A 21,230-nucleotide genomic window follows, 5' to 3' on the forward strand; every position below is an offset into this window, starting at 1 on the left:
CCGCGCACCTGGCGAAGTATTGGCTTACAGCAGTGCAATACGCGAGCAATTGATATTTGTGGATACCCTATGAAATTGCCTGCTGTGCGATCGATAAAATCACGGGCCACGCTCGCGGGCAAGTAATTACTAAAATTCTGGGAGAAACTCGTACTCTCATTGGAGGAGCGCTGGCGTGGCACTAGTAGCGGCTTGACGACAAAGTTTTCCCAGTGTCGTCAGACAAGGCAGTATCGTCGTCTCACGTCAATGGCAGCGGGGCAGGCAGCGCGTTGACCACGCCGGTGAATTCCTGGGAGAAGTAGACCAGCGGGTCGATCTCGCCGTCGGTCACATAGACGTCACTGACCGAGCCGATGAGCAGGTAGTGCGTGGAGTGCTCCAGAATGTTGGCGATCTCGCAGACGAAAACCGCCGGCGCGTCATCCAGTATCGGCAGGCCGGAGGCGTCCTCCCGCCATTTCCCGTATATGAAACGATCGGCGCCGGCGACGCCGGGAATTCTCCCGGCGAACGCCTCGGCGACGTCTTGGTGCTCCTCGCTGAGGATGCTGACCGAGAAACCCCGTGCCTCGTGCAGCATGCCACCCAGTCGCGTCTTCTTGTTCACGCCGACCACCAGGCAGGGAGGCTCCAGACTCAGCGAGAACATCGCGGTGGCCGTCATGCCGTAGCGCCGGCCCTGCGGCGAGCACGATGTCACGACGCTCACTCCGCTGGCGAGTCTCTGCATGCCGAGCCGGAAACGGTCGACGAAGTCCATGTCCGAACACCTTTCCTCGAAACTGCCGGCGCCCGTTGCCGGTGCGGCGCTGAGAACGGCACCCACCACCGGAAAGGCGGTTCCCGGTTCCGCGACCCACGCCGCGCCCTGACCGGGTCAGCGGATGGCCCGGTCCTGCCTGCTCTGCCGCTGCGCCCGCGACTTGCGCAGGTCGCGGGTGACGTTGATCCGTCTCAGCCAACGGTCGGTACCGTCATGACGCGCCTTGAACGGCTTGCGCCCGTGGACCACCCTGAAGTTGTCCAGGAAGCAGAAGTCGCCGCTCTCCAGCATGAGATCGAACATGTTCTCGTCCATCTGCTTGACGAGGTGGTCCAGCGCGTTCCGCGCCTCGATGTCGTCCTCCGCCACACGCATGAAGTACGGGTCGGCCCGGATGTAGGGCTCGTCCGGGTCCCCGAAAAGAACCGGCACCAGCGCCGGGTTGTGCTGCATTTCCGCCACACCCTCGAAGGTGTCGGTGCTGGGCTGGGAGTTGTTCTTCGGCAGGTGCGACTCGTCGGGCAGGATGCCGAAACGCTCCTCGAACAGCACGGCCTTCACACCGTCCGGCAACGTCAACGCGTCGACGTAGCCGACCGTGGTGGCCGCCGCATAGGGGTTCCTGATGCAGGCGAACGACAAATAGTCGCCGCGCAGCGGGTGGAACGCGTCCTCGGTGTGCCAGGTCAGCAGCGCGTCGCTGCTCGAACCGAGCTGCTCCTGCTCGTGCCCGCGAATCGGGATGATGTCGTGGATCAGCCGCCCGTCCTGCTGCGTCGCCCAGGCGAACGGGTCGCCGATGAGCGAGCTCAGCAGGACGAGCATGATGTCCTCCCGATGCGTGGACGGGTGGCGGTTGTCCCGCCAGTGGCCCGGGGTGGCCCCCACCCGCTCCTGGTCGACCTCGTAACCCGAAATGCAGAGGACACTCGAGGCCCGTTCGAGCCGGAACGCGTCCATCGCGGCCCGGATCCTGGACGGCAGTTCGTGCGCGAGGACGGCCGCCCGGTGCAGCGCCTCGTCGGAGTCCAGGGTGTCGAATTCGGCTTCGAATTTGTCCAGCAGCGTGGTCACGGAATGCTTCTCCGTGGCGTCCATTACTAACTTGTCCATGCGGGTTCCATCTCCTTAGATCTCGAATTCCTCGTATTCCTGAAGGCCGATGATGGATTGATTGATGTGCTCGGCCAGTTCGCTGATGGTGGGGTGGTCGAAGAGTTCGGCGAGGGTGATCTCGATGCCGAAGGTGGTGCGGGTGCGGGTGATGGCTTGGGTGGCGAGGAGTGAGTGTCCGCCGAGTTCGAAGAAGTTGTCGGTGGTGCCGATCTGGTCGAGGTGGAGGAGGTCGGCCCAGATGGCGGCCAGTAGTTCTTCGGTGGGGGTGGTGGGCGGTTGGTATGTAGCGAGTCGGCTGCCGTCGGGGGTGGGGAGTGCGGTGCGGTCGATTTTGCCGTTGGGGGTGAGGGGGAAGGCGGCGAGTTCGATGTAGGTGGTGGGGATCATGTGGTCGGGCAGGCTGGTCCGCAGGTGGTCGCGTAGCTCGTTGACCGGTGGGATCGGTTCTTCGCCTGGCACGAGGTAGGCGATGAGGTGCTGTTCGTGGAGGGTGACCAGGGCGGTGGTGATGGCCGGGTGCTCGGTCAGGGCATGCTCGATCTCTCCGGGTTCGATGCGGTAGCCGCGGAGTTTGATCTGGTGGTCGGTGCGGGTGAGGAAGTGGAGTTGGCCGTCCGCGCGCCAGTGTGCTTGGTCGCCGGTGCGGTAGAGGCGTTGGCCTTCTGGGGCGGCGATGAAGTGTTGGGCGGTGAGGGCTGGTCGTCTGTGGTAGCCGCGGGCGAGTCCTGTGCCGCCGATGTGGAGTTCGCCTGCCACGCCGATCGGTACTGGGTTGAGGTGTTGGTCGAGGACGTGGGTGTGGGTGTTGGGGAGGGGGCTGCCGATGGCCGGCATGCCGCCGGACGCAGCGAGAGGTGGTGTGGTGGTGGTGATGACGGTGGTTTCGGTGGGTCCGTAGGTGTTGTGCAGGGTGAGGTGGGGTGCCCAGGTGTCGGCGAGTTGGGCGGTGAGGCGTTCGGCGCCGAGGATGAGGGTGTTGAGCGTGGTGGTGTCGGGGTTGAGGGTGGCTAGCAGGGAGGGGACGATGCTGGCTGTGGTGATGTGGTGGCGGTTGATCAGTTGGGTGAGGTGGTCGGGGTGGGTTCGTTGTTGGGGGGTGGCGATGATGAGGGTGGCGCCGGTGGTGAGGGTGACGGTGATGTCGAGGATGGCGGCGTCGAAGCTGAAGGAGGCGAATTGCAGGACGTTGCTGGTGTGGTCGATGGCGAAGAGGGGTCGCATGGTGGTGGCGAGGTTGATCGCCGAGGTGTGGGTGGCTTGGACGGCTTTGGGACGACCGGTGGAGCCTGAGGTGTAGATGAGGTAGGCGGCCTGGTCGGGGTGGATGACCGTGTCTGGGCTGTGCGAGGGAGCGGCGTCGATGGCAGGGTCGTCGAGATCGACTGTCGGGATGCCAGGAACGGCGGTGTGGCTGATGAGGAGGTCGGCTCCGCTGTCGGTGAGCATGTAGGTGAGCCGGTCGGTGGGGTAGTCGGGGTCGAGCGGTAGGTAGATGCCGCCGGCTTTCCAGATGGCGAGGATGGCGACGATCATGTCGGTGCTGCGGGGTAGGCAGAGGCCGACCACGCCTTCGCGCTGCAGCCCGAGGCCGAGGAGGTGGTGGGCGAGTTGGTTGGCGCGGGTCTCCAACTGGCCGTAGGTGAGGGTGGTGTCGTCGTAGATGACGGCTGGCGCGTCTGGTTGGCCGGTGATGAGTTCGTGGATGCCGGTGACCTGGGGGAGTTCGGTAGTCCACTCGACGGTGAGTTGCTGACGCTCGTTCGGGGTGAGGATGGGCAGGGCGGACAGGTGCCGGTCGGGGTCGGTGGTGATCGCGGTGAGGAGTTCGGTGAGGTGGCCGATCATGCGGCGGATGGTGGCCTCGTCGAACAGCGCGGTGCTGTACTGGATCGACCCGACGAGATCACCGTCGGCGGTGGATCCCATGGTCAGGCTGAGATCGAATTTCGCCGGCAAGGAGTCGATGGACGAGGAGCTTTCGCCGGCTGTGGTCGTGTAGTTGAACAGGGTTTGGACCAGTGGTGTCTGTGACCTGTCGCGGGTGACGGCGAGTTCGTCGATGAGCTGCTCGAAGGGCACGTCCTGGTGGGTGTAGGCGGCCAGTGCGGTGGCTCGGGTCTGGGCCAGTAAGTCGGTAAATGTCGGGTCGTCGCGCAGGTCCGTGCGCAGCGCCAGGGTGTTGACGAAGAAGCCGATGAGTTGTTCGGTTTCGCCGTGGTTGCGGTTGGCGACGGGGGTGCCGACGATCAGGTCGCCTTGGCCGGTGTATTTGCCGAGCAGGGTGGCGTAGGCGGCCAGCAGGGTCATGAACATGGTGCTGGCGTTCTGGCGCGAGATCTCCTGCAGTCGCCGCGTGGTCTCCGTGTCGAGGCGGAAGGTGACGGCGGCGCCGTCGGTGGTACGCACGGCCGCGCGCGGCCGATCGGTGGGTAGATCGAGTACGGGTGGGTCGGCGAGCTGAGCGCGCCAGTAGCCGAGCTGGTCTTCCAGCACCGGCCCGGCCAGCCATTCGCGCTGCCACACCGCGAAGTCGGCGTACTGCACCGGCAAGGGCGTGAGCGGATCGGGCTGCCCGGACCGGAACGCCTCGTACAGGGCCTGGAGCTCGCGGCCGAGGATGTCGGCCGACCACTCGTCGGAGACGATGTGGTGCATGCACAGGGCGAGGATGTGCTCGTCGTCGGCCAGCCGCAGCAGGCTGCCACGGATCAGCGGGCCGTTGGCGAGGTCGAACGGGATGGCCGAGTCGTCGGCCAGCCACCTGTGAGCAGCCTGATCGGGCTGGCCGGTCAGATCCACCAGCGGCAGCTCGAACGCCGAGGGTGGGTCGATGACCTGCCAGGGCACGCCTTCGCCGTCGGCGACCAACCGTGTGCGCAGTACCTCGTGGCGCTCCACCAGCGTGTCCAGAGCCACTCGGAGGGCGTTCACATCAAGCTCCCCGGCCAAGGTGATCGGGGAAGGGATGTTGTATTCGGCCGAGCCGGGGTTGAGCTGGTCCAGGAACCAGAGTCGCTGCTGGGCGAAGGAGAGCGGCAGCTGCTGGTCGCGAGGGACGGCCACGATGGCCGGCGGAGCCTGATCCGCCCCGGCGCCGGCGTCGACGACAGCGGCCAGCTCGCCCACAGTGGGGTGGTCGAAGAGTTCGGCGAGGCTGATCTCGATGCCGAAGGTGGTACGGGTACGGGAGACCGCCTGGGTGGCGAGGAGTGAGTGCCCGCCGAGGTCGAAGAAATTGTCCGTGGTGCCGACCTGATCGAGGCCGAGGAGGTCGGCCCAGATGGTCGCGAGGAGTTCTTCGGTCGGGGTGGTGGGTGGCTGGTAAGTGCCGTCCAGTTCGGGTCGGCTGCCGTCGGGCGCCGGTAGGGCGGTGCGGTCGATCTTGCCGTTGAGGGTGAGAGGGAAAGCGGCGAGTTCGATGAAAGCCGCCGGCACCATGTAGTCCGGCAAGGTCTGGAGCAGGTATTGCCGCAGTTCCCCGGTTGCCGGGATGCCTGCGTCCGCGGGCACGAGATAGGCGATGAGGCGCTGCTCGTGGAGGGCGACCAGGGCGGCGGTGATGGCCGGGTGCTCGGTCAGGGTGTGTTCGATTTCGGCGGGTTCGATGCGGTTGCCGCGCAGTTTGAGCTGGTAGTCGTTCCGGCCGAGGTAGTGGATGGTCCCATCGCGACTCCAGCGGGCTTGGTCGCCGGTGCGGTAGAGGCGTTCACCGCCTGGGGCGGCGATGAAGCGTTCGGCGGTGAGGGCTGGTCGGTGGTGGTAGCCGCGGGCCAGGCCGATGCCGGCGATGTAGAGGTCGCCGGGCACGCCGACCGGCACCGGGTTGAGGTGGGGGTCGAGCACGTGGAGTCGGGAGTTGGTGATCGGGCTGCCGATGGGTGGGTTGGTGGTGGTGGGGAGGCGGGGGCAGGTGTAGGCGGTGACGTCGATGGAGGCTTCCGTCGGGCCGTACAGGTTGGCGACGGTGGCCGTGGGATGGCGGGTGTGGAAGTGGGCGACGTCGTGGCCGTTGAGCGCTTCGCCGCTGCAAATGACGAGGCGAAGGGTGGGCAGAAGGCTCGGCCAGTCGTGGTGGGTGAAGTGGTGGAAGAGCGACGGGACGAAGTGGGTGATCGTGATCGCTTGGTCGTCGATCAGCCTGGCGAGGTACTGGGGGTCGGCGTGGCGGCCGGGTGTGGCGAGGATCATGCGGGCGCCGGTGGTGAGGGGCCAGGTGAGTTCCCAGAGGGAGACGTCGAAGGTGGTGGGGGTTTTGTGGAGGACGTGGTCGTGGGTGGTGAGTTGGTAGGTGTTCTGCATCCAGGTGATGCGGTTGATGAGTCCGGTGTGGGGGATGAGGACGCCTTTGGGGCGTCCGGTGGAGCCGCTGGTGTAGATGAGGTAGGCGGCCTGACCGGGGAGAGTCGCCACCTCGGGTGGAGTGCTGGGCTGGGAGGCCACGTCAGGATCACGCGGGGAGACGATGGGAAGACCCGCGATGGTGCCTTCGGTGGTGATGAGGAGGCCGGCTCCGCTGTCGTCCAGCATGTAGCCGAGGCGGTCGGCGGGGTGGTCGGGGTCGAGGGGGAGGTAGACGGCGCCGGCTTTCCAGATGGCGAGCATGGCGACGATGAGGTCGAGGCCGCGGGGCAGGCACACGCCGACGACGTCTTCGCGCTCCAAGCCCAGGGCGAGGAGGTGGTGGGCGAGTTGGTTGGCACGGGTCTCGAGCTGGCCGTAGGTAAGGGTTGCCGCGTCCAGGGCGACGGCGATGGTGTCGGGACACGTACCGGCGTGCGGGGTGATGAGTTCGTGGATGCCGGCGACGGCCGGCACCGGCCCACGCGTGTCGTTCCAGGTGGTCAGGGACCGCTCGTCCGCGGAGGACAGCGAGGGCAAGGAAGACAGACGGGTGTCCGGCGCATCGGTGATGACGGCGAGCAGCTGCTGGAAGTGGTCGGCCAGGCGCTCGATGGTGGACCGGTCGAACAGGGCGGTGCTGTATTGGATCGAGCCCAGAAGCGCGCCGTCGGTGGCGGGTTCCATGCTCAGGCTGAGGTCGAACTTGACCGGCAGCGGTTCATCCGGGGATGCCAAGGGCGCTTGGCTCGCCAGGGTGGTGGTGTAGTCGAAGAGGGTCTGCACCAGTGGCGTGTTGGAGCGGTCTCGGTCCACGGCCAGGTCGTCGATGAGCTGCTCGAAGGGCAGGTCCTGGTGGGTGTAGGCGGCCAGGGCCGTGCCTCGGATGTGTGCCAGTAGATCGGCGAATGTCGGGTCGCCGCCCACGTTCGCACGCAGGGCGAGGGTGTTGACGAAGAAGCCGATGAGCGGTTCGGTTTCGGCGTGGTTGCGGTTGGCGACCGGGGTGCCGATGATCAGGTCGTCCTGGCCCGTGTACGTGTGCAGCAGGACCGTGTAGGCGGTTAGCAACGTCATGAACATGGTGGCGCCGTGGCGACGGGAGATCTCCTGCAGTCGCCGCGCGACTTCGGTGTCGAGCTGGAAGGTGATGGCGGCGCCGTCGGTGGAGCGCACGGCTGGGCGCGGCCGGTCGGTGGGCAGATCGAGGACGGGTGGGTTGGCCAGTTGGCCGCGCCAGTAGCCGAGCTGCTCGTCCAGCACCGACCCGGTGAGCCAGGCGCGCTGCCACACCGCGAAGTCCGCGTACTGGACCGTCAGCGGAGGCAGCGGGTTCGGCCGCCCGGTTCGGAACGCTTCGTACAGTGTCGTCAGCTCGTCGTGGAAGATCTTGGCTGACCATTCGTCGGCGACGATGTGATGCATGCACAAGGTCAGGAGGTGTTCGTCGCCGGCCAGGCGCAGGAGGCTGCCGCGGATCAGCGGACCGGTGTCGAGGACGAACGGCTTGGCCGTGTCCGAGGTCACCCAGGCGCGGGCCGCTTGGGAGGGATCGGCCTGGTCGGTCAGGTCCACCAGGGGCAGGTCGAACCCGGAGGGAGGGTCGATGATCTGCCAGGGCACGCCGTCAGCGTCGGCGACGAGCCGGGTGCGGAGCACCTCGTGCCGCTCGACGAGGGTCGCCAGCGCAGCCCGCAACGCGGCCACGTCCAACGCCGCGGGCAGCGGAATCGGAGAGGGCACGTTGTACTCCACCGAGGCAGGGTCGAGCTGGGCCAGGAACCACAGCCGCTGCTGGGCGAACGACAACGGCAGCCGCTGCGCACGCGACACCGGCACGATCGGCGGCGGCGCCTGGGCGACGGTGGAGTTGACGACGACGGCGGCCAGTCCGGCGATCGTGGGCCGGTCGAATACGTCGGCCAGCCCGATCTCCGCCCCGAACAGCGCCCGGACACGGGACACGACCTGGGTGGCCAGGAGGGAGTGCCCGCCGAGGGCGAAGAAGTCGTCCGTGACCCCCACCCGCTCCACACCCAGCAGATCGGACCAGATTCCGGCCAGCAGTTCCTCGGTGAGGGTGGTGGGCGGCTGGTATGTGTCGGAATGGTCGGTGCTGGGGGTGGGGAGCGCCGCGCGGTCGATCTTGCCGTTGGGGGTGAGGGGGAAGGCGGCGAGTTCGATGAAGATGGCGGGGATCATGTGGTCGGGCAGGCTGGTTCGCAGGTGGTCGCGTAGTTCGTTGATCGGAGGGATCGGCTTTTCGCTGGGGATGAGGTAGGCGACGAGGCGCTGCTGGTGGGCGATGACGTGTGCGGTGGCGACGGCCGGATGGCTGGTCAGCGCGTGTTCGATCTCGGCGGGTTCGATGCGGTGGCCGCGCAGTTTGATCTGGTGGTCGGTGCGGCCGAGGAAGTCGAGTTGCCCGTCCCCCCGCCACCGCACCAGGTCACCGGTGCGATACAGCCGCGATCCGTCAGGACCGGCGACGAAGCGTTCGGCGGTCAGGACGGGGCGGCGGTGATAGCCGCGGGCAACGCCGGCGCCGCCGATGTACAGCTCACCGGGCACTCCCGCCGGGACCGGAATGAGATGGCGATGCAACACGTGCGCGCGGGCGTTGGGGATCGGGGTGCCGATCGGCAGCGCGGTGCTCGTGTCGGGGTCGGAGGCGTTGACGGCACAGATGGTCGTCTCGGTCGGCCCGTACGCGTTGATGAAGCGACGGCCCGCCGACCACGCCCGCGCCACGTCCGGCGGGCACGGCTCCCCGCCCGTGGCCAGGACCCGGAGCGCGGGCAGCGTGGTCGGGTCGAGGTGCTGCAGAACGGTCGGCGGGATGTGCCCGATGGTGATGGCTCGATCCCGCAGCAGCCGCTGCAGGTCGGGGGCCGAGCGGCGGGTCAGGGCGTCGGGGATGACGATGTGCGCGCCGCCGGCCAGCGCGGGGAAGACTTCGCTCCCGGCCACGTCGAAACTGAAGGAGGCCAGTTGGAGCGTGGTGTCGGCAGGCGTGACGTCCATGTCGTCGCGTTCGGCGTGTACGACGGCCGCCAGGTTCCGATGACTGACCACGACCCCCTTCGGCCGATCGGTGGACCCGGAGGTGTAGATGAGGTAGGCCGCCTGATCCGGCAGGATCGCGACCTCGGGCGTGGTGGCGGGCCGGGTGTCGAGGACGGGGTCGTCCAGCGTGATGACCGGGAGATCGCCGGCGTCGAGCGGCCGGGTCAGGTCGCCAGCGGTGACGAGGAGCTCGGCGTGGCTGTCGGAGAGCATGTAGGACAGCCGGTCGGCCGGGTAGTCGGGGTCGAGCGGCAGATACGCCGCACCCGCCTTCCACACCGCCAGAATGGCGACGATCATGTCCACGCCGCGCGGCAGGCAGAGGCCCACGATCGTCTCCCGCCCGACCCCCATGGCGAGCAGGTGGTGGGCCTGCTGGTTGGCGCGCGCCTCCACCTGCGCGTACGAGAGGGTCCGCGCCTCGTCGCTGAGCGCGGGACGGTCAGGACAGGCGGCGGCCCGAGCCGCGATCAGCACGGGCAGCGTGCCGTCCGGGACGGCCGTCTCGGTGTCGTTGACCGCGGCGAGCCGGCCGCGGTCGGCGCCGGTGATGAGGGGCAGTTCGTCCACGCGCCGGCCGGGGTCCTCGGCGATGGCCGTCAGCAGTTCCATCAGGTGGCCGCCCAGGCGCTCGATCGCGTCCCCGTCGTAGCGGGAGCGGTCGTAGACCAGCCGGACGCTCAGCTCGTCCTGCGGGGCGATCACGGCGATGAGCGGGTAGTTGGCCTGTTCCAGGGAGAAGTTGTCCCCCAGCCGCAGGTCCGCGACGTCCTGGTTCAGCCCGTCGACCGGATAGCTCTCGAAGACGAACAGCGTCTCGAACAACGGCTGCTCCGCCGGCAGCTCGCTCCAGGACTTGATCTGGACGAGGGGGGTGTGCTCGTAGTTCCTGGCCTGGGACTGCTCCTTCTGGACGCGGCGGAGCCACGGCATCACCCGTTCGCCGTGGTCCACCTTGATCCGGGCCGGGATGGTGTTGATGAGCAGGCCGACCATCGATTCGACCCCGTCGTTCTGGTCGCCGCGGCCGGAGGTGGTCGTGCCGAACAGCACGTCGTCCTCGCCGCTGTAGGCGGAGAGCAGCAGCGCCCACGTGCCCTGGACCAGGGTGTTCAGGGTGAGCCGGTGCCGGCGGGCGAGTTCGGTGAGCGCGGTCGTCGTACGGAGGGAAAGGGCTTCGGCGTGCTCGCTCCAGCCCTCGGGGCCGGTGCCGCGGCCTACCTGGAGGGTCGTGGGAGCGGTGAGGCCGCGCAGGCGTTCACGCCAGTAGGTCTCGGCCTCGCCGAGATCCTGCGCCACGCACCAGGCCACATGGTCGCGGAAGGGCCGCGGCGACGCGGGCAGGTTCGGCTGACCACCCGTCCGGTACGCCTCGTACGCATCCAGCAGCTCACTCACGACGATGGGCACACTCCACCCGTCGAGCAGCAGGTGGTGATAGCACCACAGCAGCTGGTGCGACCGCTCGTTCAGCCGGATCAGCGTGATCCGGACGAGCGTCGGCTGCCCGAAGTCCGCGCCACGCCCGCGGTCCGCGGCCAGGAACGCGTCCATGGCCGCGTCCTGCGCCTCCGCGTCCAGAGCCGACCAGTCCAGATAGTCCATCGGAATCGGAACCGTCCGGGACACGACCGACAGCGGAACCGGAAGGTCCGCCCAGACGACCGTCCCGCGCAGCACGGCGTGCCGTTCGAACGTCAACTCCCAGGCGCGTTCGAGCGCCCGCCGGTCCAGCGGACCGTCCAGCAGCATGCCGTTCTGCACCCAGTAGACGCCCGACGAGGGCGCCAGCCGGGTGTGGAACAGCATGCCCTGCTGCAGCGCGGTCAGCGGGTAGAGGTCCTCGATGGGCGTCTTGACCGCGGCCTGCACGCGGTCGAGCGCCACCTGGTCCAGCCCCGCCAGCGGGAAGTCGGAGGGGGTGCGTCCCCCGGCGCCCGGCGCCCGGCAGTGGTCGATCAGCTCCTCCAGGGCACGCAGCACGTCCCGCGCCAGCCGGGCGACCGTCTCCTCCTCGTGGACCTGGTCCGAGTACGTCCAGACGAACGTCAGCTCTCCGTTCGCGACGAAGGAGTTGATCTCGATGAGGTGGGAGCGTTCGCCACCTGGAGACAGGGGTGTGCCCAGCGCGGCCCCGCTCGGACGGAACGGCCCCAGGCCACCGGCCTCGTCGGAGGTCTGGCCGAAATAGTTGAAGCTCACCTCAGGCACGGGGCCGTCGAGCCGCCCGGCGAGGTGACGCAGCAGGCCGTGACCGAGGCCGCGCCGGGGCACGGCCCGCAGCTGCTCCTTGGTGCGCCGCAACGCCGCCCCCGGATCGTCCGTCCTGCTCAGCGCCACCGGGTACAGGGAGGTGAACCAGCCGACCGTGCGCGAGAGGTCGATGTCGGCGCCGACGTCCTCGCGGCCGTGCCCTTCCAGGTCCACCAGCACCGACGCCTTGCCGGTCCAGGTGGTCAGCGCGTCGCCCAGGGCGGTGAGCAGCACGTCGTTGACCTGCGTCCGGTACACCGGCGGCACCTCGTACAGCAGTTGCGCGGTACGTCCGGCGCCCAGCGTGACAGCCGTCCGGGCGGCCGAGTCGGAGGCGTTGACGCCGTCCAGGTCGCGGGGCAGTGCCCGGGGAGCGGCCATGACCGTACGCCAGTAGTCGATCTCGGCCAGTACCTCGGGCGACCGCGCGAGCTCGGCCAGCCGCTCGGCCCACCGCTTGAACGAGGTCGTCTTCGGGGCGAGCTGGACCGGCTCCCCGCGCTCGGCCTGCCCGTACGCGAGATTGAGGTCCTCCAGCAGGATCGGCCACGACACGCCGTCGAAGGCCAGGTGGTGGACGACGACGAGCAGCAGCGGCCCGCCTTCCTCCCGCTCGAACAGGACGAAACTCGCCAGCGGCCCGTTCTCCAGATCGAGACCTGTCTGCGCCTGGCGCGCCCGCTCCTCGACGTCATCGCCGACCGGCACGACCAGGAGTGGCGTCTTCGGTTCCGCGGCGTCGTTGCGCCCCACCCAGCCCCCGTCGTACCGGACATAACGGGTACGCAGCGCGTCGTGGTGTCGCATCAGCGCGTCCACCGCGGTCCGCAGCGCGTCCTCGTCGATCGGGGTGGGCGATTCGAGCACCACCGACTGGCTGAACAGCGCCGGCTCCGGCAGTTCCTGGGCGAAGAACCACTGCTGGATCGGCGTCAGCGGGAACTCGCCGAGCACCGGCCCGTCGTCGGCGTCGGCCGCCGAGCGGTGCGTCACCAGCGGCGCGAGCGATGCGATGGTCTGGTGCTCGAACAGCTGCGCCGGCGTGAAGTGCAATCCCCGAGCCCGCGCCCGCGCCACCGCCTGGATGCTGACGATCGAGTCTCCGCCGAGGTCGAAGAAGTTGTCCGCGACCCCCACCCGGTCGAGGCCGAGCAGCTCGGCCCAGATCCCGGCCAGCTCCCCCTCGACCGGCCCGGAGGGCTGCCGGTAGTCGAGTTCCGGGCGGGTGGCGTCGGGCGCGGGCAGCGCGGCCCGGTCGAGCTTGCCGTTGGGCGTCAGCGGGAAGGCCGCCAGCTCCACGAACGCCGCGGGCACCATGTAGCCGGGCAGCGTGAGCCGCAGATGGGCCCGCAGGTCAGCGGGGGTGGGGATGCCTTCGGCCAGGTCGGCGGGGATGAGGTACGCGGCCAGCCGCCGCTCCCCGGCCTCGCCGTACGGGCACACCAGCGCGGCGTTCACCCCCGGGTGCCGGACCAGGGCTTGCTCGATCTCGGCGGGCTCGATGCGATGCCCGCGGACCTTGACCTGGTGATCGGTGCGGCCGAGGAAGTCCAGTTGCCCATCCGGACGCCACCGCACCAGGTCGCCCGTGCGATACGTACGGGCTCCGCCGGGGGCGGCGACGAAGCGTTCGGCGGTCAGCGCCGGCCGCCTCAGGTAGCCGCGGGCGAGCTGCTCGCCACCGACGTACAGCTCGCCGGGGACACCGACGGGCAGCGGGTTGAGCTGCCTGTCCAGCACGTGGACCCGGGTGTTCGGGATGGCGGAGCCGATGGCGGCCGGGTCCCCGCCGAAGGGCGTGATGGTGGCGCACACCGTGGTCTCGGTCGGCCCGTACGCGTTGACCAGGCCGTGCCGCGCGGACCAGGCGAGCGCCACCTCCGGGTCGAGCCGCTCGCCCGCGCTGACCAGGGTCGACAGCCTGGGCACGTCATCGGGATCGACGCCGGCCAGCAGGGACGGCGGCAGCGTGGCCACGCTGACCCCCTGCTCGCGCATCAGCCGCGCCAGCCGCTCGGGCTCGGCGCGCTGCTCCGCGTCCGTGACCACCACCCGTGCGCCCGCCACGAGCGCGATGGCGATCTCCCACACGGCCGCGTCGAAGCTGATGGAGGCGAACTGCAGCACCGTCGAGTCCTCGCTGACGCGCAGAACGGGACCCATGGTGGTGACGAGGTTCGTCAGCCCGTGCTGGGTGACCTGCACCCCTTTGGGCCGCCCGGTCGAGCCGGAGGTGTAGATCAGGTAGGCGGTCTGGCCGGGCAGCACCGTGACCTCCGGCGCCGTGTCGGGGCAGCGTTCGATCAGCGGATCGTCCAGCCGCAGCAGCTTCGCCGCGTGCTCGCCCAGGTCGTCGTCCGTGATGAGGACGTCCGCCCGGCTGTCGTCGATCATGTACGCCAGCCGATCGGCCGGATATTCCGGGTCGAGCGGCAGATAGGCCGCCCCGGCCTTCCACACGGCCAGCATGGACACGACCATGCCGATCCCGCGCTCCAGACGCAGGCCGACGACGCTCTCGGCGCCCACGCCGATGGCGCGAAGGTGGTGCGCCAGCCTGTTCGCGCGCCGGTCCAGCTCGCCGAAGGTCAAGCAGCGGTCGCCGTCGACCACCGCGATCGTGTCGGGCCGGGCGGCGGCCCGCGCCGCGATCAGCTCGGCGGCGGGCGTCTCGGCGACGGGCGTGACGGTGTCGTTCCAGGCGGCGAGCCGGTGGGTCTCCTCACCCGTGAGGATGGGCAGCCGCGACAGGTGCCGCCCGGGATCGGCGGCGATCGCGGTCAGCAACTCCAGCAGGTGCCCGCTCAGGCGACGCACCGTGGCGCGGTCGAACAGGGCGGTGCTGTAGTTGAGGAAGCAGGTCAGGTCGTCATCGCCCTCCGAGAAGGCCAGCGTGAGGTCGAACCTGGACGTGGTCATCGGCGTGATCAGCCGTTCCGACTCCAGCCCGGCGAACCCCGTCTCGGCCCCGGACTTGCCGTGACTGACCATCACCTGGAACAACGGGTGCCTGCTGCGGTCGCGCACCGGCTGAAGCTCGTCCACCAGCTGCTCGAACGGCAGGTCCTGATGCGCGTACGCGGCCAGGGCCGTGTCACGCACCTGGCTCAGCAGCCCGCGGAACGTGGGGTCGTCCGACAGGTCGGCACGCAGCACGAGCGTGTTGAGGAAGAACCCGATGAGCCCCTCGGTCTCCGACCTGCCCCGGTTGGCGATGGGGGTGCCGACGACCACGTCGTCCTGGGCCGCGTACCGGCCCAGCAGCACCATCACCGCGCTCAGCAGCGTCATGAACGTCGTGACCCCGCTGGCCTGCGCGACCCCGCGCACCCCTTCGAGCACCGACTTCGGCACCCGCAGCTCCAGCTGGTCACCCGCCGACGACCGCACCGCCGGCCGCGGCCTGTCGGTGGGCAGGTCGAGGACGGGCGCCCCGGCCAGCCGGTCCCGCCAGTAGTCCAGCTGACGTTTCAGCACGTCGTTGGTGAGCCACGTACGCTGCCACACCGCATAGTCGGCGTACTGCACCGGCAACGGGGGCAGCGGCGACGGCCCGTCCTCCAGGAAGGCGGAGTACAGGGTGGTCAGCTCGTGGTGGAAGATGTCGGCCGACCAGTCGTCGGACACGATGTGATGGGTCACCAGGCTGAGCAGATGCAGACCGTTCCCCAAGCGGAACAACCTGGCCCGCAGCAGCGGCCCCGCGGCCAGATCGAAGGGCATCCCCGCCTCGATCGTGAACAGCTTCTGCGCCCGATCCAGCGGATCGGCCTCGCCTGACAGGTCAGCGGCACGCAGCTCGAAGCGGGCCGGCGGATCCACCACCTGCCGGGCCGCACCGGCCACGGCGACGAGCCGCGTACGCAACACCTCGTGCCGCTCGACCAGCGCGTCGAGCGTGGCCCGCAACGCCGCCACATCCAGCTCGCCGCGCAGAACGTAACTGACCGGGACGTTGTACTCGGCCGAGCCAGGCTCCAACTGGTCGAGGAACCACAGCCGCTGCTGCGCGAACGACAGCGGCAGCTCGCCGTCCCGGTCCGCCCGCCGGATCGGCGGCGCCATCACCCCTGAGGCGGCGGCGTCCACCAGCACGCTCAGCTCGCGAACCGTCGGATGGTCGAACAGCGCCGCCAGCTCCAGCTCGCACTGGAACGCCTCCCGCAGCCGCGACACCACCTGCACCGCGGCCAGCGAGTGCCCGCCCAGCTCGAAGAAGTTGGTCGTCACCCCCACCCGCGCCAGCCCGAGCACCTGCGCCCACACCCCCGCCACGACCTCCTCGGCAGGCGTGACCGGAGGCTGGTAGAGGTCGGCCGGGTGACTGTCGGGCGCGGGGAGGGCGGCGCGGTCGAGCTTGCCGTTCGGCGTACGTGGGAGGTCGGCCAGTTCGACGAACACCCCGGGGATCATGTAGTCGGGCAGGCTTCCGCGCAGGAACTCCCGTAATTCGGCGGTCGCCGGAATGCCCCGCGCCTGGTCGGTGGGCACGAGGTAGGCGATGAGGCGCTGCTCGTGGAGGGTGACGACGGCGGTGGTGATCGCGGGGTGGGTGGTGAGGGTGTGCTGGATTTCGGCGGGTTCGATGCGGTGGCCGCGGAGTTTGATCTGGTGGTCGGTGCGGCCGAGGAAGTCGAGTTGGCCGTCCGCGCGCCGGCGCACTTGGTCGCCGGTGCGGTAGAGGCGTGTTCCGTCTGGGGCGGCGATGAAGCGTTCGGCGGTGAGGGCGGGTCGGTGGTGGTAGCCGCGGGCGAGGCCGGCGCCGCCGATATGGAGTTCGCCGGGGACGCCGATCGGTACTGGGCTGAGGTGGGTGTCGAGGAGGTGGAGGTCGGTGTTGGCGATGGGTTGGCCGAGGGTGATGTCGGTGTTCGGGGTGTGGTGTTGGCGGGTGGACCAGATGGTGGTTTCGGTGGGGCCGTAGAGGTTCCACAGTTCGGCGGTGCGTTCGTGCAGGGCGTCGGCCAGGTCCGGAGGGAGGGCTTCGCCGCCGGAGAGGGCGCGCAGCCGTCGGTTGCCGGGCCAGTGGTTGTGGGTGAGGAGTTGCCAGGTGGCGGGGGTGGCCTGCATGACGGTGGCGCCGCTGGTGTCGATGAGTCGGGCGAGGGCGTCGGGGGTGCGGGTGGTGGTGGCGTCGGCGATGACGACCTGGGCGCCGGTGGTGAGGGGGAGGAAGAGTTCGAGTCCGGCGATGTCGAAGCCGGGGGTGGTGACGGACAGGAGGGTGTCGGTGTTGGCGAGGCCGGGGGCGTTGGCCATGGAGGTGAGGAAGTTGGCGAGGTTGGTGTGGCTGATGACGACGCCCTTGGGGCGGCCGGTGGAGCCACTGGTGTAGATCATGTACGCGGCTTGGCCGGGTAGGGCGGCAGTGGTGCAGGGCTCGGTGTGGGGGAGGGGGTCGTCGAGGTAGAGGGTGTTGGGGGCGTGGAGGCCGGTGGCGTGGTCGGTGACGAGCACGTGGGCTTGGCTGTCGGTGAGCATGTAGGTGAGTCGTTCGGCGGGGAAGTCGGGGTCGAGCGGCAGGTAGGCGCCGCCGGCTTTCCAGACCGCGAGCATGGAGACGAGCAGGTCCAGGCCGCGGGGCAGGCACAGCCCGACCACCGTTTCGCGCTGGACGCCGAGAGTGCGGAGGTGCCCGGCCAGGTGGGCGGCGCGGGTGTCGAGTTCGGCGTAGGTCAGGGCGGTGTCGCCGTACCGGACCGCGACCGCGTCCGGCCGTCCGGCGACCAGCTCGTGCACACCACCGGCAGGCACCGGCATCACCTCGCCACTGGCGCCACCCAGCAGCTTTCCGCGTTCGTCCGCGGTGATCATGGACACCTGCGACAGCGGCCGGCCCGGCGACTCCGCCACCGCCTCCAGCACGGTCATCAGGTGCCCGGCCATCCGCTCGACGGTGTCGTGCTCGAACAGCTCCGTGCTGTACTCGAACCGGCCGACCAGGCTCTCTTCGCCCTCGATGAACATCAGCGTCAGGTCGAACTTGGCCGTCGTGTCATCCAGCTCGAAGTCGCCGATGCTCACCTCATCAAGGTTCACCTCGGCCGCGTCGCTCATGGTGTAGCTGAACAACACCTGGAACAGCGGCGTGCGCGACCGGTCCCGCGTGGGCACCAGAGCGTCGACGATGTTCTCGAACGGCACGTTCTGGTGGTCGTACGCCGCCAGCGCCATCGCCCGCACCCTGGACACCAACTCGGTGAAGTCCGGGTCGCCCGACAGGTCGGCACGGAACACCAGCATGTTCAGGAACAGACCGATGAGATCCTGCGTCTCCGCACGGTCCCGGTTGGCGACCGGCGTGCCGACCACCACGTCCTCCTGGCCCGAGTAACGGCTCAGCAGCACCGCGTACGCGCTGAACAGCGTCATGAACAACGTCGAGTCGCCCGCCCGCGCGATCGCCCGCAGCCGCTCCACCGTCGCGGGCGGCACGGTGAACTTCACCTCGCCCCCGGACACCGAACGCACCCCCGGGCGGGCCCGGTCCGCGGGCAACTCCAGCTCCGGCGCCCCTGCCAGCCGGTCCCGCCACCAGGCCAGGTCGGCGGCCGCCCGCTCGCTGTCCAGCCATGACTTCTGCCAGAACGCATAGTCGGCGTACTGCGACGTCAGCGGCTTCAACGACGACGGTCCGCCCACCCGGAAGGCGTTGTAGACAGTGGTGAGCTCGTGCTTGAGAATCCCGATCGACCAGTCGTCGCACACCACGTGGTGCAGGTTGAGCGCCAGCACATGGTCGTCGGGCGCCAAACTGATCAGCGTGCCGCGGATCAGCGGCCCGGCCGCCAGGTCGAACGGTACGGCCAGGTCCGACGCCGCCGTCTCCACAGCCGCCCGATACGGGTCCGGCAGGCCCGACACGTCCACCCGCGAAAGCGCGAACGGGCCCGGCGGGTCGATCACCTGCTGGGGCACGCCATCGATGGACACCAGCCGGGTCCGCAACACCTCATGCCTGGCCAGCAGCGCGTCCAGCGCCGCGCCGAGCGCCGCCTTGTCGAGCGGACCCCTGATCCGCATCGGCATGGGCATGGCGTACTCGATCGAGCCGGGCTCCAACTGGTCCAGGAACCACATCCGCCGCTGCGCCGACGACAACGGCACGGGGCCCTCGGGCCGTACGACGGGCCTGCGCACCGCCACGGACTCCCCGCGCAGGCGGCGCCTCAGCAACTCCTGCTTCGCGTCCAACGTCATCGCGTTACTCCTTAAGCCAAGGTGGTGAGCAGGTCGTCGAGGCTCCGCATGATCGACTCGTGGTCGAATCCGAAGTCGATCAGGCAGGCGACCTCGTCCACGTCCCACGAGCTCACGGTCGCCAGCCGCTCGGGGAGTTCGTGGGCGGTGCAGACCAGCCCCAGCTGGCCGAACCTGGCAACGCCCTGCCGTACGACCGCCTCACGGTCGGCCTCGCTCATCGACCGGAGCGTCGCCGATCCCTGCGCGTCGGCGGCGTTGGCCTGGATGAGATCCATCGACACGCCCAGGTAGCGGGCCAGCTCCACGCGGGCACGCTCGGCCGACGCCTTGGAGCCGTCGAGGATGTGGGTGTGCAGCATCAGCGTGATGTGGCCGCGGCCTGGGCCCGTCCAGGTCTTGCGGTAGTTCGCGATGTTGCGGGCCAGGTCCCCCGGCGCCTGCCCGAGGAGGTGGGTGAGTACGCCCGCGCCCAGCGTTCCGGCCAGCTCGAACGTCTCCGGCGAACCGCCGGTGGTGATCCAGGTGGGCAGCTCCGGCTGTACGGGCTGGGGCATCGTCCGTACCTCGAACTCCTGCCCCGACGCGTCGGTGAACGGCCGCCACTCACCCCGCCACAGAGCGCGTACGGCGTCGATGCCCTCCGCCATGACGCGCCGGCGGTCGTTCATGTCGAAGCGGGACAGCACGAAATCCTGAGCGTGCCACCCAGAGGCGAACGAGATCCCCGCCCGCCCGCCGGACAGCTGATCCACGACCGCCCACTCCTCGGCCACCCGTGCGGGATGGTGCAGCGGCAGCACCACGCTGCCCGCCCTGACACCGATCCTTCGTGTGATCGCGGCCACCGCCGCGCCCACCACGGACGGGTTCGGGTAGGGGGCGCCGAACTCGGCGAAGTGCCGCTCAGGCAGCCACACCGCCTCCAGCCCCGCTTCGTCTGCGAGCCGGGCGCTGTCGAGCAACACCTGGTAGGCCGAACCGGCTTTCTCTCGCTCGGTCGCCGCGAAGTAAGACAGGCTGATCTTCATGTCGTCGGACGCTCCTTACCGCTCGGTCTCCTGCTCGGGTTCCTGCTCGGTTTCCTGGTCTGCTTCCTGGTCGGTTTCCTCATGGCGGGCGACTTCCGCACGCAGCCGGGCACCCACGCGCGCGGCGCCCTCGTCGCGGATGACGGCCTCGTGCGTGCCGGGGACGTACACGATCTCCGGCTCCTCGCGCAGCGTTGACCGCCACTGCTCGAGCAGCCTGACCTGCAGCTCCTCCGGGTCGTCCTGGGGCACGAACAGGACCACGCGCCCGCCGTACGGCTTGAGCCCCCGGCGGCCCCGGTGGTGGAGCACGGCCAGCGAGTTGGCGGCCACGACTCGCGCGACGCGCAACGCCTGTTTCTCACCCGCGCGCAGGTCGGCGAGCAGATCCCCCTGGGCCGGCCACAGCTCCAGCAGCAGCTCTTCGTCGGCCTGGGCGAGCAGCGTGCCCGGCTCGCCCGCGATCACCTCGTCCAGGCGCCGCATCAGCGCGCGTAGCTGCCTGGTGTCCCTGGCCTTGTCGATGCCCCGGCGAACCCGGTGCAGCGGCGGCCCAACAAGGAACACCCCGCCGACGTCCAGCCCCCTGGCCTCCGCCTGCCGCGCCATCTCGACGGCGACATAGCCGCCCATCGACCAGGCGGCGAACAGATAGGGCCCCGTGTCCTGCACGGCCAGCACCTCGTCGAGGTACATCTCGGCCATCCGCTCGACGCTCTCGACCGGCGTCTCCGTGCCGTCCAGGCCGCGCGCCTGCAGGGCGAACCACTGCTGTTCCGGCCCCAGGTGCCCGGCCAGGCCGGTGAAGTCGCCGGCCGCTCCCGTGACGGAGTGGACGCTGAAGACCGCGGGGCTGGTGCTTCCCCAGCGGATCCTGACCATGGATCGGTGATCGGGCATCACATCGCTGGCCGAGGTCATCACCATGAGCTGGGCGAGCTCGGCGATGGTGGGGTGGTCGAAGAGGTCGCCGAGGCTGACTTCGTATCCGCTGGTGCGGATGCGGGTGATGGCTTGGGTGGCGAGGAGTGAGTGTCCGCCGAGGTCGAAGAAGTTGTCGGTGGTGCCTATTTGGTCGAGGTTGAGGAGGTCGGTCCAGATGGTGGCGAGGAGTTGCTGGGTGGGGGTGGTGGGTGCCTGGTAGGTGTCGGTGAGGTCGGGGCGGGTGGTGTCGGGTGCGGGCAGGGCGCGGCGGTCGATTTTGCCGTTGGGGGTGCGGGGGAAGGCCGGTAGTTCGATGTAGGTGGTGGGGATCATGTGGTCGGGCAGGGTGGCGCGTAGGTGGTCGCGTAGTTCGGTGCTGGCTGGGATGCCGTCGTCCTGGTCAGTTGGTACGAGGTAGGCGATGAGCCGGTCGTGGTGGAGGGTGATGAGGGCGTTGGTGATGGTGGGGTGGGTGGTGAGGGTGTGTTCGATTTCGGCGGGTTCGATGCGGTGGCCGCGGAGTTTGATTTGGTGGT

The 21,230-nt window shown here is 69.2% G+C and carries 5 protein-coding genes; all 5 read right to left on the reverse strand.

The genetic code is table 11. The annotated features are described in order from the left end of the window. Positions 1 to 241: 241 nt before the first annotated feature. Positions 242 to 829: a flavin reductase family protein gene (locus KME78_RS48855; protein WP_219536838.1), complete on the reverse strand. Its 588-nt coding sequence runs from the start codon at positions 827 to 829 to the stop codon at positions 242 to 244. 51 nt (positions 830 to 880) lie between these two features. After that, the gene (gene gntD, locus KME78_RS48860; protein ID WP_219536839.1) at positions 881 to 1,879 is read right to left on the reverse strand and encodes a guanitoxin biosynthesis L-enduracididine beta-hydroxylase GntD; all 999 of its coding nucleotides are present in this window, start codon (positions 1,877 to 1,879) and stop codon (positions 881 to 883) included. Positions 1,880 to 1,894: 15 nt separating this feature from the next. Then, positions 1,895 to 18,739 (reverse strand): non-ribosomal peptide synthase/polyketide synthase, encoded by a 16,845-nt coding sequence (locus KME78_RS48865; RefSeq protein ID WP_219536840.1) that lies wholly within the window; start codon positions 18,737 to 18,739, stop codon positions 1,895 to 1,897. Positions 18,740 to 18,750: 11 nt separating this feature from the next. Next, positions 18,751 to 19,770, reverse strand: coding sequence for a MupA/Atu3671 family FMN-dependent luciferase-like monooxygenase (locus tag KME78_RS48870; RefSeq protein ID WP_219536841.1), 1,020 nt, complete (start codon positions 19,768 to 19,770; stop codon positions 18,751 to 18,753). 15 nt (positions 19,771 to 19,785) lie between these two features. Then, a partial coding sequence (locus KME78_RS48875; RefSeq protein WP_219536842.1) for an alpha/beta fold hydrolase occupies positions 19,786 to 21,230 on the reverse strand: 1,445 nt, incomplete at its 5' end.

Source organism: Nonomuraea guangzhouensis (assembly GCF_019396345.1).
GTDB lineage: Bacteria > Actinomycetota > Actinomycetes > Streptosporangiales > Streptosporangiaceae > Nonomuraea > Nonomuraea guangzhouensis.